We start from the raw sequence: 15,416 nt of genomic DNA, 5'->3' as shown, positions 1-15,416 counted from the left end.
GGGAGATTCGTCACGAACCTCCAGAATTTCCCTGGCCGGTCGTAAACGTGTGCATGACCTATCGTTCCCGCGGCAAAGCCCTTTGCGCCAGACAATGCTCGACCTTCTGATTCAATATTGGGGAACCATTCAAGGTTGTACTGCCGCGAGCGACAGCCCGGCCTTGAATCGCGCGCAGTTGCGCGTCATGGTCTATCAGTTGCCGATGATGTATGGGCTACTGATCATCAACACCTGGGGCGTGGTGCTGCCGCATGAAAGCAGCTTCCCCTACTGGCAGGGCGTGCTTTGCCCGCTGATTTTCACGTTCGTGTGTCTGGTGCGCGTCGTGTCATGGGTGCGGCTCGCAAGAGTCAATGTCACGCCCAGACAGGCGGCCACGATCCTGCGCGGCACGCGCAAGCTCGCGTGGTTTTTCTCGATCGGCTTTACGGCGTGGTCGTTGTCGCTGCTGTCGCACGGCGATGAAGCCTTCAAGCTTCACGTGGCGTTCTATATGGCGATCACGGTCATCGGCGTGATCTTTTGCCTGATGCATGTGGTGAAGGCCGCTTTCACCGTCACGGCCATCGTCAATGGCGCGCTCGTCATCACCTTTCTGATGTCCGGCAAGGAGGTGTTTCAGGCGATTGCGATCGATACGTCGCTCGTCTCGATCGCGATGCTGGTGGTCTCGTTCACGCATTTCAAGAACTTCGCCGCGCTCGTGGCCGCACAAAGCGATAACCGGCGCCTCGCGAATATCGACAGCCTCACCGGCCTGCCCAATCGCCGCGCGTTCTTCGATGCGCTCGATCAGCATTTCGATGGCGTGCAAGCGTCGGGCCAGCGGCTTGCCGTCGGCATGATCGATCTCGACGGCTTTAAATCGGTCAACGATATTCACGGACATAGCGCCGGCGACCAGGTGCTGGCCGAAGTGGCGGCGCGTCTTTCGGCTTCTTCGGCGGGCGCCACTGTGCTTGCGCGTCTGGGCGGCGACGAGTTCGGCATGATCGTCGCGGGCGACTGCTCGGACGGCCATCTTCTGCATCTCGGTCGACGCATCTGCGACGCGTTTCGCCTGCCTGTGACGCTGGGAGAGAGTTCGGTGCGGCTGGGCGCGACGATCGGCTTTTCAACCTACCCGCACAGCTCGCGCGATAAATCGGATCTGTTCGAAGCGGCCGATTACGCGCTTTACGAAGGCAAGCGCCGCGCGCGCGGCTCGGTGACGATTTTCTCGGAAGCGCATCGCAATGCCATCATTCGCGAATCGCAGATCGCGCAGGCATTGCGCTCGCCCGAGCTCGAAAACGAACTCACGGTCGCGTTTCAGCCGATCTACGCGCTCGATCAGTCGCGCACGGTCGGCTTCGAAGCACTGGCGCGCTGGCATAGCGCGACGCTCGGCAATGTCACGCCGGGCGAATTCATTCCCGCCGCCGAACGCAGCGGGCTGATCACCGTGGTGACGCTCGCGCTATTCAACAAGGCGCTGGCGTGCGCGCGCCATTGGCCCACGCATATCGGCCTGTCGTTCAATCTTTCCGCCCACGATTTCGCCGATGAACGCGCCATGGCAGGCCTCGCGCAACGCATCCTCGAAAGCGGCATCGCGCCTAACCGGCTCGATTTCGAAATCACCGAAACGGCGATGGCGCAAGATTTCGAACAGGTGCGCAAAGCCGCGGCGGAATTGCGCAGCCTGGGCTGCGGTCTTTCCGTCGACGACTTCGGCACCGGTTATTCCAGTCTTTCGTATCTCTGCAATCTGCCGCTCACGCGCATGAAGATCGACCGCACCTTCGTGACCGGCCTGCGTGAAGGCACGACGGCCTTCACGGTCGTGCGGACCCTGCTCAATCTCAGCCGGCAGATGATGCTCGAATGCGTAATCGAAGGCGTCGAAACGGCGTCCGAAATGCGCACGGTCTCCGCACTCGGCGCCATGCTGATTCAGGGCTACTATTGCGCGCGGCCGATGGACGCTTCCGCCATCCCGGCCTATCTGGAAAGCGAATGCCCGACGCTTTCGGCGCTGAGCGCACCGCCAGCCGCCGCGTAATACCGCGCGTTCGGCGTCAGACCGGCAAGCCTTCGACAATCGCGATCTGGGCGGTGCAATAGCCGTCCCGTTTCGCTTTCGCCGCCTGATATTCGGGCGAGCGATAGCACGCGAGCGCGGTCTCCATATCCTTGAACTGGATCACCACATGACGCTGGAACACTTCGCCTTCCAGCGCCTCGAATGCGCCGCCGCGCGCAAGAAATACCGCACCGTATTTTTTAAACGCTTCCGGCGCCAGGTCCGTATAGCCTTTGTATTTGTCGGCATCCAGCACGCTCACGTGGGCAATCCAATACGCCGTCATGACTTCTCCTGTTCGTTTTCAAGAATACGTTGAGCGACAGCGGCGGCTTCGCTGATATGTTCGTGCACCGCCAGCCTCGCCAGTTCCGGATCGCGCAATTCACAAATCGCGCGGCAGATCTTTTCAATCCGCTGATAACCGCTGTTACTGCGATTCGTCGATTTCATGGTCATCGCGCGTAAGCGGCTGATCCGGCCATTGAGCCGCTGCACGACTTCCCACGCAACGCTCTGGCCCGCGATCGAGAATATCTTTTCATAAAGCGTCGACGAAACCGCAATGATCGCATTCACGTCGTCGCCGTCGAATGCGCGTTTGAATTCGGCCAGCAAGTCCTGAATCTGCAGAGCCGTTTCCGGCGTGAGATTCGCCGTGCAACCGGCCACCGCATTCTGTTCGAGCAGCAGGCGGATCTGGTAGATCTGCGCGGCCACTTCCCAGCTCATCGACGACACCGTGGGACCTTTCCCCGTCATGGTCTCGACCAGCCCTTCCGCCTCCAGATAGCGGATCACCTCTCGCACGACCGAGCGGCTCACGCCCATTTCCTCGCACAGGCTGCGCTCCACCAGCCGTTTTCCCGCCGGGAAATAGCCGCTGATGATCGCATTGCGCAGCTTGTTCAGGCTCAGCTCGCGCAGTGTGACCGGCGGATTCTCAATTGTCAGATTCATAAATCTTTGTAGTCAGTCGTTCGGCCAGAGCGCCTTCCTGGCGGCCTTTTATGCCCGTTCAGGGTTAACACTCATGGCATGCCGTACTATGGTATACCAAACTATCTCACACAATCAACGCACGCAAGGAACGCGCAATGAGCCTGATTCGCAAGTCCATCCTCCACGTCGAGACCGTCTTCGTCGACGGCGACAAAGCCGCCCCGCAGCCGCTGAAGATGATCGGCGCCGTGGCCGTGATCAAGAACCCGTGGGCAGGCCGCGGTTACGTCGAAGACCTCTCGCCGGAAATCCGCGAACTCGCGCCGCAACTGAGCGCGCATCTGACGAAGCTGATCCTCGACGAAGCCGGTTCGGGCGAAGCGATCGAAGCGTTCGGCAAGAGCGCGATCGTCGGTCTGGACGGCGAGCTCGAACATGCATCGGCGCTGATCCACACGCTGCACTTCGGCAATACCTACCGCTCGGCCGTTGGCGCGAAGTCGTACCTGGCGTTCAACAACACGCGCGGCCCGGCCAATGCGCCGCTGCTGATCCCGATGATGGACAAGAACGACGAAGGCCGCCGTTCGCACTACCTGACGCTGCAATTCGCCATCCCCGATGCGCCGGCAGCCGACGAACTCGTCATCGCTATCGGCGGCGCCACGGGTGGCCGTCCGCATCACCGCATTGGCGATCGCTACAAAGACCTCGCAGAGCTCGGAAATGACGTCAAAAACCCTGCAGCTGTCCGATAAGCGCGTCGCGCACTACCTGGAACAGGGCAGCGGCGAGCCGCTGGTCCTGATCCACGGTGTGGGCATGCAGGCGCACGCGTGGTACCCGCAGATCGACGATCTGTCGCGCGATTTCCGCGTGATTGCCGTCGATATGCCGGGCCACGGCCAGAGCGATGCACTCGACACCGGCGCGGGCCTGCAACAGTTCGTGGCGTGGGCGATCGCCTTCATCGAGGCGCTGGACGCCGGCCCGGTGAACCTGGCCGGTCACTCGATGGGTTCGCTGATCTCGGCGGGCGTGGCGGCTACCCGCCCCGACCTGGTCAAACGCGTGGCAGTCCTGAACGGTGTGTATCGCCGTACGCCCGAAGCGCGCGAAGCGGTGCTGCAACGCGCCGCCGAACTGCGCTCCGGCACCATCGACGTGGAAACGCCGCTCAAGCGCTGGTTCAACGCCGAGGAAGCGCAGCAGGTTGCCGCCCACAAGGTCGAAGGCTGGCTGAAGTCGGTCGATCTCGCGGGCTACGCCACGGCGTACACGGCCTTCGCGAAAGGCGATGAAGTCTACGCCGACGGCTGGCACTCGATCGCCTGCCCGGCGCTCGTGCTGACCGGTTCGGACGACCCGAACTCGACGCCGGAAATGGCGCGCCAGATGGCCGGCGCGGCACGCAACGGCCGCGCGGTCGTGCTGGAAAACGAGCGCCACATGGCGAATCTGACCGCGCCCGAAGCCGTCAATCGCGCCCTGCGCGACTGGTTACAGGTTGAAGCGCAACGTGCCGCGCAGACCGAATCCTTGAAGTCGGAAGTCTGATATGAGCCAAGAGACCGTCCAAACGACCGCTGCCGCTGCTGTGAACGCCGCGCCCGCCGTCATCAATCCCCGCGAGCTTCGCGACGCGTTCGGCGCCTTTATGACGGGCGTGACGATCGTGACCACCACCGGCGAAGACGGCAAGCCGCTCGGCTTCACCGCGAACTCGTTTTCGTCGGTGTCGCTCGATCCCGCGCTGCTGCTGGTGAGCATCGCCAAGACGTCGAGCAACTATCAGACGTTTTCGACCACCGGCCACTTCGCGATCAATATTCTCGCGGAAGGCCAGAAGGATCTGTCGAATACGTTTGCCCGCCCGAGCGACGACCGCTTCGCGAACGTCGACTGGAATCTCAGCGCGATCCATAACCCGCTGCTCGACGATGTCAGCGCCTGGTTCGACTGTTCCACGCATGCCGTGATCGACGCGGGCGACCATGCGCTGCTGGTCGGCAAGGTCGAAGCGTTCCATTCGGCGGGCTATGCGGGCCTCGGTTACTACCGCGGCGGCTATTTCACGCCGGCCAAGGTATCGGCCGAAGTGATCGCCGGGCCGAAGGTGATCGTCAGCGCGATCATCGCGCGCGACGACAAGGTGCTGCTCACGCGCACGGCCGATAACAAGTGGGGCCTGCCGTCGCAGGAAATCGGCAAGGAAGGCGCGGACAAGGCGCTCGCCGGGATTTTCGGCAAGTACCAGCCCGATGCGTCTGCAAGCTTTATTTATTCGGCGTACAACAACACCGAAACCCATTACCAGTACATCGCGTTCCTTTGCAGCGCGCCAGACGATGCGGGCGACGCAGTCGACGCGTCCAGCCGCTTCGTGAGCCTCGACGACATCGAGCCGGATCAGTTCCAGGACAGCGCCGTGGCCAGCATGCTGCAGCGCTATCGCAAGGAGAGCCAGCTCAAGAGTTACGGCATGTATTACGGCGACCACAGCAACGGCACGGTCCGCCCGCTTCTTTCCTAAAGGTCACACCATGCGTTTTTCGCTTTTTGTCCACATGGAGCGCGTCTCCGACCAGACCAGTCAAAAGCAGCTGTATGACGAAATGGTCGAGCTCTGCCAGATCGCCGATCGCGGCGGCATGCACGCCGTCTGGACCGGCGAGCACCACGGCATGAACTTCACGATCGCGCCGAACCCGTTCCTCAATCTCGCCGATCTCGCCAACAAGACGAAGAACGTGCGTCTGGGCACGGGCACGGTGATCGCGCCGTTCTGGCACCCGATCAAGCTCGCCGGCGAAGCCGCGATGACCGACATCATCACGGGCGGCCGTCTGGATCTGGGCATCGCGCGAGGCGCATACTCGTTCGAATACGAGCGCCTGATGCCGGGCCTCGACGCATGGGGCGCAGGCCAGCGCATGCGCGAACTGATTCCGGCCGTCAAGAAGCTCTGGGAAGGCGATTACGCGCACGAAGGCGAGTTCTGGCAATTCCCCTCGACGACCTCGTCGCCGCAACCGCTGCAACAGCCGCATCCGCCGATCTGGGTTGCCGCGCGCGATCCGAACAGCCACGAATTCGCGGTGTCGAACGGATGCAACGTGCAGGTCACGCCGCTGCATTTCGGCGACGAAGAAGTCGAAAAGCTGGTCGGCCATTTCAATGCTGCGTGCGAGAAGTTCAGCAATATGCCGCGCCCGGAAATCATGCTGCTGCGCCACACGTATGTCGCCAGCAACGAAGACGACGCGCAGGTTGCCGCAGAAGAAGTGAACGCGTTCTACAACTATTTCGGCGCGTGGTTCAAGAACGAGCGTCCGGTCAGCCAGGGCATGATCAAGCCGCTGACGAAGGAAGAAATGGATGCGCACCCGTTCTATACGCCGGAAGCGATGCGCAAGAACAATGTGATCGGCACGCCCGAAGAAGTGATCGGTCGACTGAAGGCTTACGAAGCGCTGGGCTTCAACGAGTACTCGTTCTGGATCGACACCGGCATGAGCTTCGAGCGCAAGAAGGCGTCGCTCGAGCGCATGATCAACGACGTGATGCCCGCGTTCAAGTGAGGTAGGAATTCCATGAGTTTTCAATTTCAGCTGTATATCGACGGCCAGTTCGAAGCGGGCGCGGCTACTTTCGGCAGTGTCAGCCCGGCCACGGGCCAGGTCTGGGCGCAGATGCCCGAAGCCCGTACCGATGAAGTCAATCGCGCCGTAGCGGCCGCCAGCCGCGCGCTGGGCGACCCGGCGTGGGCCGGGCTGACGGCATCGGCGCGCGGCAAGCTGCTGCACAAACTCGCCGATCTCGTCGAAAAGGCCGCGCCGCGACTCGCTGAAATTGAAACGCACGATACCGGCAAGATCATCCGCGAAACGTCGAGCCAGATTGCGTACGTGGCGGAGTATTACCGCTATTACGCCGGTATCGCCGACAAGCTCGAAGGCAGCCACATCCCGGTCGACAAGCCGGATATGCAGGTCTGGCTCGAACGTCAGCCCGTGGGCGTGGTGGCCGCGATCGTGCCGTGGAATAGCCAGTTGTTCCTTTCGGCGGTGAAAGTCGGTCCGGCGCTCGCGGCCGGTTGCACCGTCGTGCTCAAGGCTTCGGAAGAAGCGCCCGGTCCGCTGCTGGAATTCGCGAAGCTCATTCACGAAGCCGGGTTCCCCGCCGGCGTCGTGAACGTGATCACGGGTTTCGCAGCGGAATGCGGCGCCGTCCTCAGCAGCCATCCCGATGTCGACAAGGTTGCCTTCACGGGCGGCCCGGAAACGGCGAAGCATATCGTTGCGAACACATCGAAAAACCTCGCGAAGGTTTCGCTCGAACTGGGCGGCAAATCGCCGTTCATGGTGTTCGCCGATGCCGATATCCAGAGCGCGGTGAATGCCCAGGTCGCGGCGATTTTCGCGGCCAGCGGACAGAGCTGCGTGGCCGGTTCGCGCCTGCTGATCGACGCATCGATCAAGGATCAATTCCTCGCGATGCTGGTCGAGCGCGTCTCGCGCATCCAGATTGGCGCGCCGGAAGAACTGGCCACGGAATACGGCCCGCTGTGCACGGAGCGTCAGCTTCGTCACATTGAAAATATCGTCGCGAACTCGGTGCGTCAGGGCGCGAAAGTGCTGGCAGGCGGCAAGACGCTGGAGCGCGCGGGCTTCTATTACGCCCCGACGATTCTCGATTGCACGGGCGTGGAAAACGCGGACAGCATCACCACCGAACTGTTCGGCCCGGTGCTGTCGGTCGATACCTTCTCCAGCGAGCAGGAAGCGATCGAAAAAGCCAACAGCACGGCTTACGGTCTGGCGGCGGGCATCTTCACGACCAACCTGACGCGCGCGCACCGCGTGTCGAAGCGCGTGCGTTCGGGCATCGTGTGGATCAACACCTATCGCGCCGTTTCGCCGCTCGTGCCGTTCGGCGGCTTCGGTCTTTCCGGCCACGGCCGCGAAGGCGGCCTGAGCGCCGCGCTCGAATACACCACGACGAAATCGGTCTGGCTGCGCACGTCGGACGAACCGATCAGCGATCCGTTCGTCATGCGCTAGTCGCACAACGAACGATCACCACGTCGTTACGAAGCCATGGATGCCCTGCCCGCCACGCCCCTTGCACATAAGGCGCCTGTGGCGCGGCGTGGCCCGGCAATAAAGATGGAGACACTATGAAAAACCCGGCGAACGATAACAGCGTTCTGACCATCGAAAGCAATTCGATCGAATACGTTGCACCGGAGAATCGGCACGGCAAGCCCGCCGATCTCTTTACCCTGTGGTTCTGCACGAACGTCGCGCCGCTCGCGGTGATTTCGGGCGCGACCTCGGTGCTGATTTTCCACCTCGATCTGGTTAGCGCGATTCTTGCCATCGCTGCCGGGCAATTCTTCGGCGCCATTTTTCATGCGCTGACGTCGGCGCAAGGCCCGCTGGTTGGCGTGCCGCAAATGATTCAAAGCCGCGCGCAATTCGGCCGCTACGGCTCCTTGCTGGTCGTGGGCTTTACGACGCTGATCTATCTCGGCTTCTTCGTTTCCAACATTATTCTTGCGGGCAAGACGCTGCATACGGCCGCGCCTTTCGTGCCCGTGCATGTGGGCACCGTGCTGGGCGCCGTGCTCGCGACGCTGGTGGGGGTGATCGGCTATCACTTCATTCACCGCTTCAACAAGATTGGCGCGTGGTTCATGGGCGGCGCGCTGGTGGTCGGCATGGTCATGCTGATTCCGGCTCTGGATGCGCAAGCCTTCCATCAAGGTCATTTCGATCTCGCCAACTGGTTCGCGATGTTCGGTCTGTGCGCTGTGTGGCAGATCAGCTTTGCGCCCTACACGTCCGATTATTCGCGCTATATGCCCGCCACCACGGGCTTTGCGAAGACCTTTGCCTTCACCTACTTCGGCACTTCGCTGGGTACGATCTTCGCATTCCTGTTCGGCGTGCTGGCCGTCAGCACGGGGCACGCCACCGACGCGATGGACGCCATCCGCACGCAAACCGGCGCATTCGGTTATGTGCTGATCGGTCTCTTCCTGATCAACATCATTGGTCATAACGGCATGAATCTCTATGGCGGCGTGCTGTCGATCATCACCGCCGCGCAGACTTTCCGCCCGAACTGGGTACCGGGCCGCAACGTGCGCATCGTGGTTTCGACCGTGCTGCTGATCGCATCGACCATCACCGCGCTGTGGGCGTCGAGCAACTTCATCGCGATCTTCCTGACCGCGATCTTCGCGATGCGCATCGTGCTCGCGCCGTGGATCGCCATCAATCTGGTGGACTTTTATCTGATCAACAACCGTCGCTACCGCGTTTCGGAAATCATCAGCAGCAATGGCGGCATGTATGGTTCGGTCAACGTCAAGGCGATCGCCATCTACGTGTTTGGCATCCTGATTCAGGTGCCTTTCATGGAAGAGAGCTTCTTCCACGGTCCGTGGGCTTCCATCCTGGGCGGCGCCGATGTGTCGTGGATGGTGGGTCTCGTCGCCACCGCACTGACTTACTATGTGCTGGCTTCGAAGAACGGTTCGCCTTCGCCGCGCCGATCGCCGGCGGGCGCGCAGGCTTCGGAATAAGTCATTAAAAGTTGCGCTACTACGGCAGCCTTTCCCGGAAGGCTGCCGTTTCGCATCTGTCGCTGAAGAATCCACTTTGCGATAATGCCTGCCTCCCTGCACGAAACGGCATGAGGCTTCAATGACACTCCGCACTCACTCGATGCTTTGCTTTGGCCGTCACGAGGCCAGCGGCAATCCGGCGCTAGTCGTGGAAGATTTTTCATCGAATGAAAACGACCGGCTGGCTTTCGCGCGACAAAGCAATGCGGCGGCCTCGGTATTCGTCGACCACACCAGCGATGCGTCTTTGGTTCTCGACTTCTATTACCCTCACGCGCGCAGCCCGCTCTGCCTTCACGCAACGCTTGCTGCCGGTGCCCTGCTCTTCAGTCAACGCCCAGACGCCACGCGCCTTCATGCTGTGACGAGTATGCGCGGGCAATCTCTCCAGATTGAAAAGCGCGGCGAACTTATTTTTGTCGAATTGCAGGCGCAAGCCTGTCCGCCAGTGATTGCCGGCCTGGAAGAGACGGCACGGCTCCTCGGTGAAAATGTCAGCTATTTGATGGGAACGCCCGGGCTTGCCTCGGTCGGCAGCGCAAAGCTGCTAGTCGAAGTGCAGGACGAAACCGCGCTGCGCGGCCTGACGCCGGATCTTGCGGGGATCGCTGCGTGGAGCCGAGCCCACGGCGTTTCGGGCATCTACGCCTATTGCGCGCTGGGCAATGACACGTACGCCGGGCGCAATTTCAATCATCTCGATCCCAGCCTTGAAGACGCCGCAACCGGCGTCGCGGCCGGCGCACTGGCAGTGCGGCTCGAGCGGGACATCACGCTGCTGCAAGGCGATGGACGCGGGCAGCCCTGCACCATTGTCGCAACGTACCGCAGCGGGACTGTGCAGGTTGGTGGGCGAGTCGTTGCTCATTCCGATTGAGCCGCCCATGCTCACGCTCCGCCCTCCCGCGTTGACCGATGCCGAAGCCCTGCTCGCCTTCGAGATCGACAACCGCGCCTATTTCGAGCACTGGATCAACGCTCGCTCCGCCAGCTACTATCACCTCACCGCCGTACGCGAATCGATCGAGCGCGCTCAGGACGATCGCGAAAACGATCGGGCCTATCAGTATCTCGTCTGCTTCGACAATACAATCGTCGGCCGGATCAATCTGGTCAGCGTGACGCGCCCGTACTTCAATAAGGCGACGCTCGGTTACCGGATCGGCGAAGGCTTTGCCGGCAAAGGCCACGCGTCGCAGGCGGTCAGGCTCGCCGTGGAGATCGCCGCGGCTGAACTCCATCTGTCGCGAATCGAAGCGATCGTGCGGCCGCAGAACGTGGGCTCGACGCGCGTGCTGGAGCGCAACGGCTTCGTCGCCTTCGGCCAGGCCAGGCGCAGCATGTATCTGCACGGCGAGTGGCACGACCTCGTCCACTTCGAGCGGCATCTGCACGAATCCCACCAACCGCCCTCCGCCGGGCCCCTGCGCAGCGGCCGCTAGTCCCGCCGCCCCACCCCAAAAGACCCGTTCGCCACACAAAGAAATTGCCGCTTGCGCTAATTTTCATAAACGATAATAATTCTCATTCGTAAAATTACCGTAAGCGACATGAAACCGGGCGGCCGTGCGCCGCCGGTCTCGCAGATCCACTCGTGCAGCCGTCTTCCAGCCTCGCTCACACGTTCGCCGCGCACTATCGTGCGTTGCTCGCGTTCGCCTCGCGCCGCGTGAAGTCGGCGGAAGCGGCGTCGGATCTCGTGCACGACGCGTTCGTGAAAGTGGCCTCGCTGCCGGGTTCCGCCGACGTGCGCCAGCCGCGCGCGTTCTTTGTGCGGGTGATCGAAAACCTGATCGTCGATCGTTTTCGCGAGCATCGCACCAGCAGCCAGTTCCGCATCGACGTAACGCCGCACGACGACGATAATGACGCCTGCGCCGAGCTGGCCGTCGATCCTGTCGATCCGAGCCTGCTCGCCGAGGCCTCGCAGACCGCCCGCGCGCTGGAACAGGCCGTGAGCGCGCTGCCCGCGCGTTGCCGCGAAGTGTTCCTGCTGCGCAAGGTCCACGGCCTTTCGCACGAAGCCATTGCCGAGCGGCTGCAGATCAGCCGCAATATGGTCGAAAAACACTTGCGGCGCGCGTTGCTGGGGCTGGTCGAGTTCGACCGGGGCGCTCGCGACGACTCAGCGCCGCCGGCCCATGACTAAGGATTACCAGCCACTGGGTATGCCCGTTTCTTCTTCAGGCGGTCGCTCGACCGCCAGTTCAGCCACCGGTTCCGAGGCGAATCCAGTCGATGCGCGCGCAACGACACGCGCGCGGCGTCTGCACGCCGAAGCGGCGGTGTGGATCGTGCGGATCGACGCGGGCCGCGCGACGCCCGGCGATGCACGTCTTGCACGCTGGTGCGCGCGCTCGCCGCAACATCGCGCGGCATTCGATGCTGCGCTCGGGCAGTGGCAACAGGCGGATGCGCTGCGCACGCGCCCCGCTACACCGCCACAACGCACGCCGCGCGCACGTGCCGCCTCGACCTTCAGCTTTGGTTTTAGCGCACCGCGGCTAGCGTTCGCATGCGCCTGTGCCGTGGCCGTGGCCGCGATCGGCATCACGCACTATCTGCACGAAGCGGACTTCGCGACTTCGGCGGGCGAGTTGCGCACGGTCGCGCTGGACGACGGCAGCGTCATGCGGCTCGATGCCGATTCCGCCGTTGACGTGCGCTATGACGCGCACGAACGCCGCGTCGTGCTAGAACGCGGCCGCGCGGCCTTCGATGTCAAACACGGCGACGCGCGCCGCTTCATCGTGCAGGCCGCCGAGGGCAACATCGCCGATATCGGCACGGCGTTCCAGGTGAGTCTGCCCGATGCTGCATCTTCGAAACACAGCACCGCGACGCTCGTCACTGTTACGCAAGGCCGCGTGGAAGTGGGCAACGCCTCGGGCGCGCTGCAGGCCACTGCGGGCCAAAGCGTTCAATACAGCGACGCAGCGCACGCGCCCGCTAGCGTTCCGGTGGATACATTCGCGGCCACGGCCTGGCAACGCGGCCGCCTGGTGTTCACCGACGCGCCGCTTGCAGAGGTTGCCGCCGCACTCAACCGCTATTGGAAAGGCCACTTCATCTACGTGCGCGGCAACGCGGCAACGCTGCGCGTCTCCGGCAATTTCGCCATCGATGCGCCCGCCCAGGCGCTCGCCACGCTCGCCGAAACACTCTCGCTGCACGCCACGCAGATCGCGGGCCGCGTCGTCATTCTGTCTGCTCAGGACGTCTCGACCGCGCAGTAAAAAATATTTTGTGCGGGACGTCCGGTTTTTGCGCGCCCAAACGTCTATTCCCTCAGCAAGACCAGAAACGTACAGCATCAGTTCGGGGGAATTTCGTTGTTCACGCAAGCATCTTTCCGTCCGCTCGCGATCAGCGCGGCGGCAGCAGCACTCTTTGGCGCGGCACTGCCCGCATTCGCCGATCAGGACACGACGGCTAACGCCGCCAGCACGCAACGCGACGCGCGTATCGATTACCGCATCGCGCCTTCGGACCTGAACACGGCGCTCAACCGCTTCGCCGAAACCAGCGGTGTGCAGCTGGCTTACGCAAGCTCGCTCGTTGCCGGCAAGCACTCGCCGGGTTTCAACGGTCATGCCGATGCCGCCAGCGCGCTTACGCAACTGCTGCGCGGCACGGGCCTGCGCGCCGTGCGCGGCCAGAACGCTGCATTCGTGCTGGAAACCGATCCGCAACCGCCAGGCTCGGATTCGAGCACGGCAGCCGATACCGCGCTGCCTGCCGTGAAAATCAGCGCGCAAAATGCGGCCGATTCGCACGATCCCACGGTTTCCGGCGCTGCGCTCAAATCCAATGTAGCGCTCACGCGCACGCCGCAATCGGTATCGATCATCGAGCGCAAGCAGATGGACGAGCAGAATGTGCAGACGGTCGCGCAGGCGCTGCGTTATTCGGCTGGCGTCGTGCCGGAAACACGCGGTATCGGCGATCGCTATGACAGTCTGCAGATGCGCGGTTTTGGCGGATTCGGCGGCAATGCCGTGTATGTGAACTTCCTCGACGGCCTCAATATGGGGCGCGGCCTTTCCTATGCGGTGCCGCAAATCGAACAATACGGCCTGCAGCGCATCGAAGTGCTGCGTGGTCCCAGTTCGATTCTCTATGGCCAGGCCAATCCTGGCGGCGTGGTGGTGCTGGAAAGCAAGCGCCCCGAAGCGGATCACGTCAACGAAGTCATGCTGGGTGCGGGCACGCATAACCGCTGGGAAGGCGCATTCGATCTGGGCGGCGCGCTGGATACCGATAAGCGCGTGCTGTACCGCTTCGTCGGCCTTGCGCGCGACGCCGATACTCAGGTTAACGGAACGAAGGAGCAGCGTATTTACGTGGCGCCGTCGCTCACGCTGCGCCCCGATGCCAACACCGAACTCACGCTGCTCGCGAGCTATCAGTACGATCCGAACAACGGCTACTACGGTTTTCTGCCGCGCTACGGCACCGTGTCGTACAACCCGAATGGGCAGATCGGCACTGGCTTCAATGACGGCGACCCCAACTACGACCACTTCCGCCGCGAACAGGTGACGCTCGGCTACGCCTTCAGCCATCGCTTCAACGACACCTTCACGGTGCGCCAGAACACGCGCTACATGCACATGTGGAGCGACTATCAGACGGTTTATTCGAGCGGCTATACCAACTCGACCAACCGCTATCTGAAGCGCCTCACCACGGCTTCGATGGAGCATCTCGATGCGCTCTCGACCGACACGCAACTCGAAAGCGACTTCAACACCGGCCCGCTGCATCATGCCGTGCTCACGGGCATCGACTATCAGATGACGATGGCCGACCGCCGTCTTTCGTCCGGCTCCGCGTCGTCGCTCGACATCACGGCGCCCGTGTACGGTCAGGCCATCGCGGACCCGAAGCTCGCCAGCTACACGCGCCAGCGCACCGACGATCTCGGCCTCTACGTGCAGGACCAGATCACGCTGGACAAATGGTCGTTCGTGCTTGGCGCGCGCGAAGATTTTGCGTCGACCAATGCGAACGAGTACGTCAAGCACACCTCGTCGAGCCAGTTCGATCGCGCCTTCACGTGGCGTGCGGGCGTGCTCTACGCCTTCGACAACGGCCTTTCGCCGTTCGCGAGCTTCTCGCGTTCGTTCCAGCCGGTCACCTCGGGCACGACGCAAGATGGCAGCGCGCTCAAACCGTCGACGGGGCGTCAGTTCGAAGTCGGCCTCAAGTATCAGATGCCGGGCACTACGAGCTTCACGACGCTCTCGCTCTACGATCTCGAACAGCACAATGTCTCGACGCCCGATCCGACCAATTCGAGTTATCGCGTGCAAACGGGCGCCGTCAAAAGCCGCGGCGTCGAACTGGAAACGCATCTGAATCTGACGCGCGAGCTTTCGCTGATCGCCGCATATACGTATACGAGCGCGTGGGTGTCGAGCGCGAACGACACGTCGCTCGGCCATACGCCCGCTGCGGTGCCCAAACAGACCGCCTCGCTGTGGGCCGATTACACGCTGCATCGCGGCACGCTCAAGGGCCTGGGCATGGGCGCAGGCGTGCGCTATATCGGCAGCACGTATGGCGCCGCCGACGATTCGTTCAAGGTTGGCTCCTTTACGCTGGTCGATCTCGCTCTGCACTACGAACTGCGCAACTGGCGTTTCGCTCTCAATGCCTCGAACCTGTTCGACCGCCAGTACGTAGCGGCATGCGCAAGCGCGACGCAATGCTTCTGGGGCGTTCGCCGCGAAGTGATCGGTACGGCGCGCTACCAATGGTGACATCGAC

The 15,416-nt window shown here is 62.4% G+C and carries 14 protein-coding genes; 12 read left to right on the top strand and 2 right to left on the bottom strand.

Translation table 11 applies throughout. The annotated features are described in order from the left end of the window. Nucleotides 1-94: 94 nt before the first annotated feature. Nucleotides 95-2,047, top strand: a complete 1,953-nt coding sequence (locus U5A67_RS23365; RefSeq protein ID WP_321816046.1) for a putative bifunctional diguanylate cyclase/phosphodiesterase — start codon at nucleotides 95-97, stop codon at nucleotides 2,045-2,047. Between the two features lie 16 nt (nucleotides 2,048-2,063). On the opposite strand, the gene U5A67_RS23360 is transcribed toward U5A67_RS23365, so the two are convergent. Beyond that, nucleotides 2,064-2,354: a DUF1330 domain-containing protein gene (locus U5A67_RS23360; RefSeq protein ID WP_321816045.1), complete on the bottom strand. Its 291-nt coding sequence runs from the start codon at nucleotides 2,352-2,354 to the stop codon at nucleotides 2,064-2,066. Further along, on the bottom strand, nucleotides 2,351-3,028 hold the full coding sequence (locus U5A67_RS23355; protein WP_321816044.1) for a GntR family transcriptional regulator: 678 nt from the start codon (nucleotides 3,026-3,028) through the stop codon (nucleotides 2,351-2,353). The genes U5A67_RS23360 and U5A67_RS23355 overlap by 4 nt, the downstream gene beginning before the upstream one ends. A 137-nt stretch (nucleotides 3,029-3,165) precedes the next feature. Between U5A67_RS23355 and U5A67_RS23350 the strand changes: the two genes are divergently transcribed. The 11 genes from U5A67_RS23350 to U5A67_RS23300 all read left to right on the top strand — a co-directional run bounded on the left by U5A67_RS23350 (nucleotide 3,166) and on the right by U5A67_RS23300 (nucleotide 15,409). Next, nucleotides 3,166-3,768 carry an amino acid synthesis family protein gene (locus U5A67_RS23350; protein ID WP_205985985.1) on the top strand — a complete coding sequence of 201 codons (603 nt, stop codon included), beginning with the start codon at nucleotides 3,166-3,168 and terminating at the stop codon, nucleotides 3,766-3,768. Further along, nucleotides 3,737-4,567: an alpha/beta hydrolase gene (locus tag U5A67_RS23345; protein WP_321816043.1), complete on the top strand. Its 831-nt coding sequence runs from the start codon at nucleotides 3,737-3,739 to the stop codon at nucleotides 4,565-4,567. The genes U5A67_RS23350 and U5A67_RS23345 overlap by 32 nt, the downstream gene beginning before the upstream one ends. 1 nt (nucleotide 4,568) lies before the next feature. Then, the gene (locus U5A67_RS23340; RefSeq protein ID WP_205985983.1) at nucleotides 4,569-5,543 is read left to right on the top strand and encodes a flavin reductase; all 975 of its coding nucleotides are present in this window, start codon (nucleotides 4,569-4,571) and stop codon (nucleotides 5,541-5,543) included. 10 nt (nucleotides 5,544-5,553) lie between these two features. Beyond that, the gene (locus tag U5A67_RS23335; RefSeq protein ID WP_205985982.1) at nucleotides 5,554-6,591 is read left to right on the top strand and encodes an LLM class flavin-dependent oxidoreductase; all 1,038 of its coding nucleotides are present in this window, start codon (nucleotides 5,554-5,556) and stop codon (nucleotides 6,589-6,591) included. Between the two features lie 12 nt (nucleotides 6,592-6,603). Continuing rightward, nucleotides 6,604-8,073, top strand: coding sequence for an aldehyde dehydrogenase (locus tag U5A67_RS23330; RefSeq protein WP_205985981.1), 1,470 nt, complete (start codon nucleotides 6,604-6,606; stop codon nucleotides 8,071-8,073). A gap of 116 nt (nucleotides 8,074-8,189) precedes the next feature. Further along, complete coding sequence (locus U5A67_RS23325; protein ID WP_321816042.1) at nucleotides 8,190-9,602, top strand: purine-cytosine permease family protein; 1,413 nt, start codon at nucleotides 8,190-8,192, stop codon at nucleotides 9,600-9,602. Nucleotides 9,603-9,723: 121 nt separating this feature from the next. Beyond that, the gene (locus tag U5A67_RS23320) at nucleotides 9,724-10,521 is read left to right on the top strand and encodes a PhzF family phenazine biosynthesis protein (RefSeq protein WP_321816041.1); all 798 of its coding nucleotides are present in this window, start codon (nucleotides 9,724-9,726) and stop codon (nucleotides 10,519-10,521) included. 7 nt (nucleotides 10,522-10,528) lie between these two features. Next, nucleotides 10,529-11,086: a GNAT family protein gene (locus tag U5A67_RS23315; RefSeq protein WP_321816040.1), complete on the top strand. Its 558-nt coding sequence runs from the start codon at nucleotides 10,529-10,531 to the stop codon at nucleotides 11,084-11,086. Nucleotides 11,087-11,238: 152 nt separating this feature from the next. Further along, on the top strand, nucleotides 11,239-11,793 hold the full coding sequence (locus U5A67_RS23310) for a sigma-70 family RNA polymerase sigma factor (protein WP_205985978.1): 555 nt from the start codon (nucleotides 11,239-11,241) through the stop codon (nucleotides 11,791-11,793). Beyond that, the gene (locus U5A67_RS23305) at nucleotides 11,786-12,880 is read left to right on the top strand and encodes a FecR family protein (protein WP_321816039.1); all 1,095 of its coding nucleotides are present in this window, start codon (nucleotides 11,786-11,788) and stop codon (nucleotides 12,878-12,880) included. The genes U5A67_RS23310 and U5A67_RS23305 overlap by 8 nt, the downstream gene beginning before the upstream one ends. A 96-nt stretch (nucleotides 12,881-12,976) precedes the next feature. Next, nucleotides 12,977-15,409: a TonB-dependent siderophore receptor gene (locus U5A67_RS23300; RefSeq protein ID WP_321816038.1), complete on the top strand. Its 2,433-nt coding sequence runs from the start codon at nucleotides 12,977-12,979 to the stop codon at nucleotides 15,407-15,409. The last annotated feature ends 7 nt before the right edge of the window (nucleotides 15,410-15,416 follow it).

This window comes from Paraburkholderia sp. J69-1, from assembly GCF_905220255.1.
Lineage (GTDB): Bacteria > Pseudomonadota > Gammaproteobacteria > Burkholderiales > Burkholderiaceae > Paraburkholderia.
Note: the sequence above shows the minus strand (reverse complement) of the source record. Positions and strands in the feature narration are given on the sequence as shown.

Bases quoted from the DNA above. Each gene is read 5' to 3' on its own strand.
- U5A67_RS23360 (WP_321816045.1), bottom strand. From the start codon at position 2,354: ATGACGGCGTATTGGATTGCCCACGTGAGCGTGCTGGATGCCGACAAA.
- U5A67_RS23350 (WP_205985985.1), top strand. From the start codon at position 3,166: ATGAGCCTGATTCGCAAGTCCATCCTCCACGTCGAGACCGTCTTCGTC.
- U5A67_RS23305 (WP_321816039.1), top strand. From the start codon at position 11,786: ATGACTAAGGATTACCAGCCACTGGGTATGCCCGTTTCTTCTTCAGGC.
- U5A67_RS23320 (WP_321816041.1), top strand. From the start codon at position 9,724: ATGACACTCCGCACTCACTCGATGCTTTGCTTTGGCCGTCACGAGGCC.
- U5A67_RS23325 (WP_321816042.1), top strand. From the start codon at position 8,190: ATGAAAAACCCGGCGAACGATAACAGCGTTCTGACCATCGAAAGCAAT.
- U5A67_RS23355 (WP_321816044.1), bottom strand. From the start codon at position 3,028: ATGAATCTGACAATTGAGAATCCGCCGGTCACACTGCGCGAGCTGAGC.
- U5A67_RS23330 (WP_205985981.1), top strand. From the start codon at position 6,604: ATGAGTTTTCAATTTCAGCTGTATATCGACGGCCAGTTCGAAGCGGGC.
- U5A67_RS23365 (WP_321816046.1), top strand. From the start codon at position 95: ATGCTCGACCTTCTGATTCAATATTGGGGAACCATTCAAGGTTGTACT.
- U5A67_RS23315 (WP_321816040.1), top strand. From the start codon at position 10,529: ATGCTCACGCTCCGCCCTCCCGCGTTGACCGATGCCGAAGCCCTGCTC.
- U5A67_RS23340 (WP_205985983.1), top strand. From the start codon at position 4,569: ATGAGCCAAGAGACCGTCCAAACGACCGCTGCCGCTGCTGTGAACGCC.
- U5A67_RS23345 (WP_321816043.1), top strand. From the start codon at position 3,737: ATGACGTCAAAAACCCTGCAGCTGTCCGATAAGCGCGTCGCGCACTAC.
- U5A67_RS23335 (WP_205985982.1), top strand. From the start codon at position 5,554: ATGCGTTTTTCGCTTTTTGTCCACATGGAGCGCGTCTCCGACCAGACC.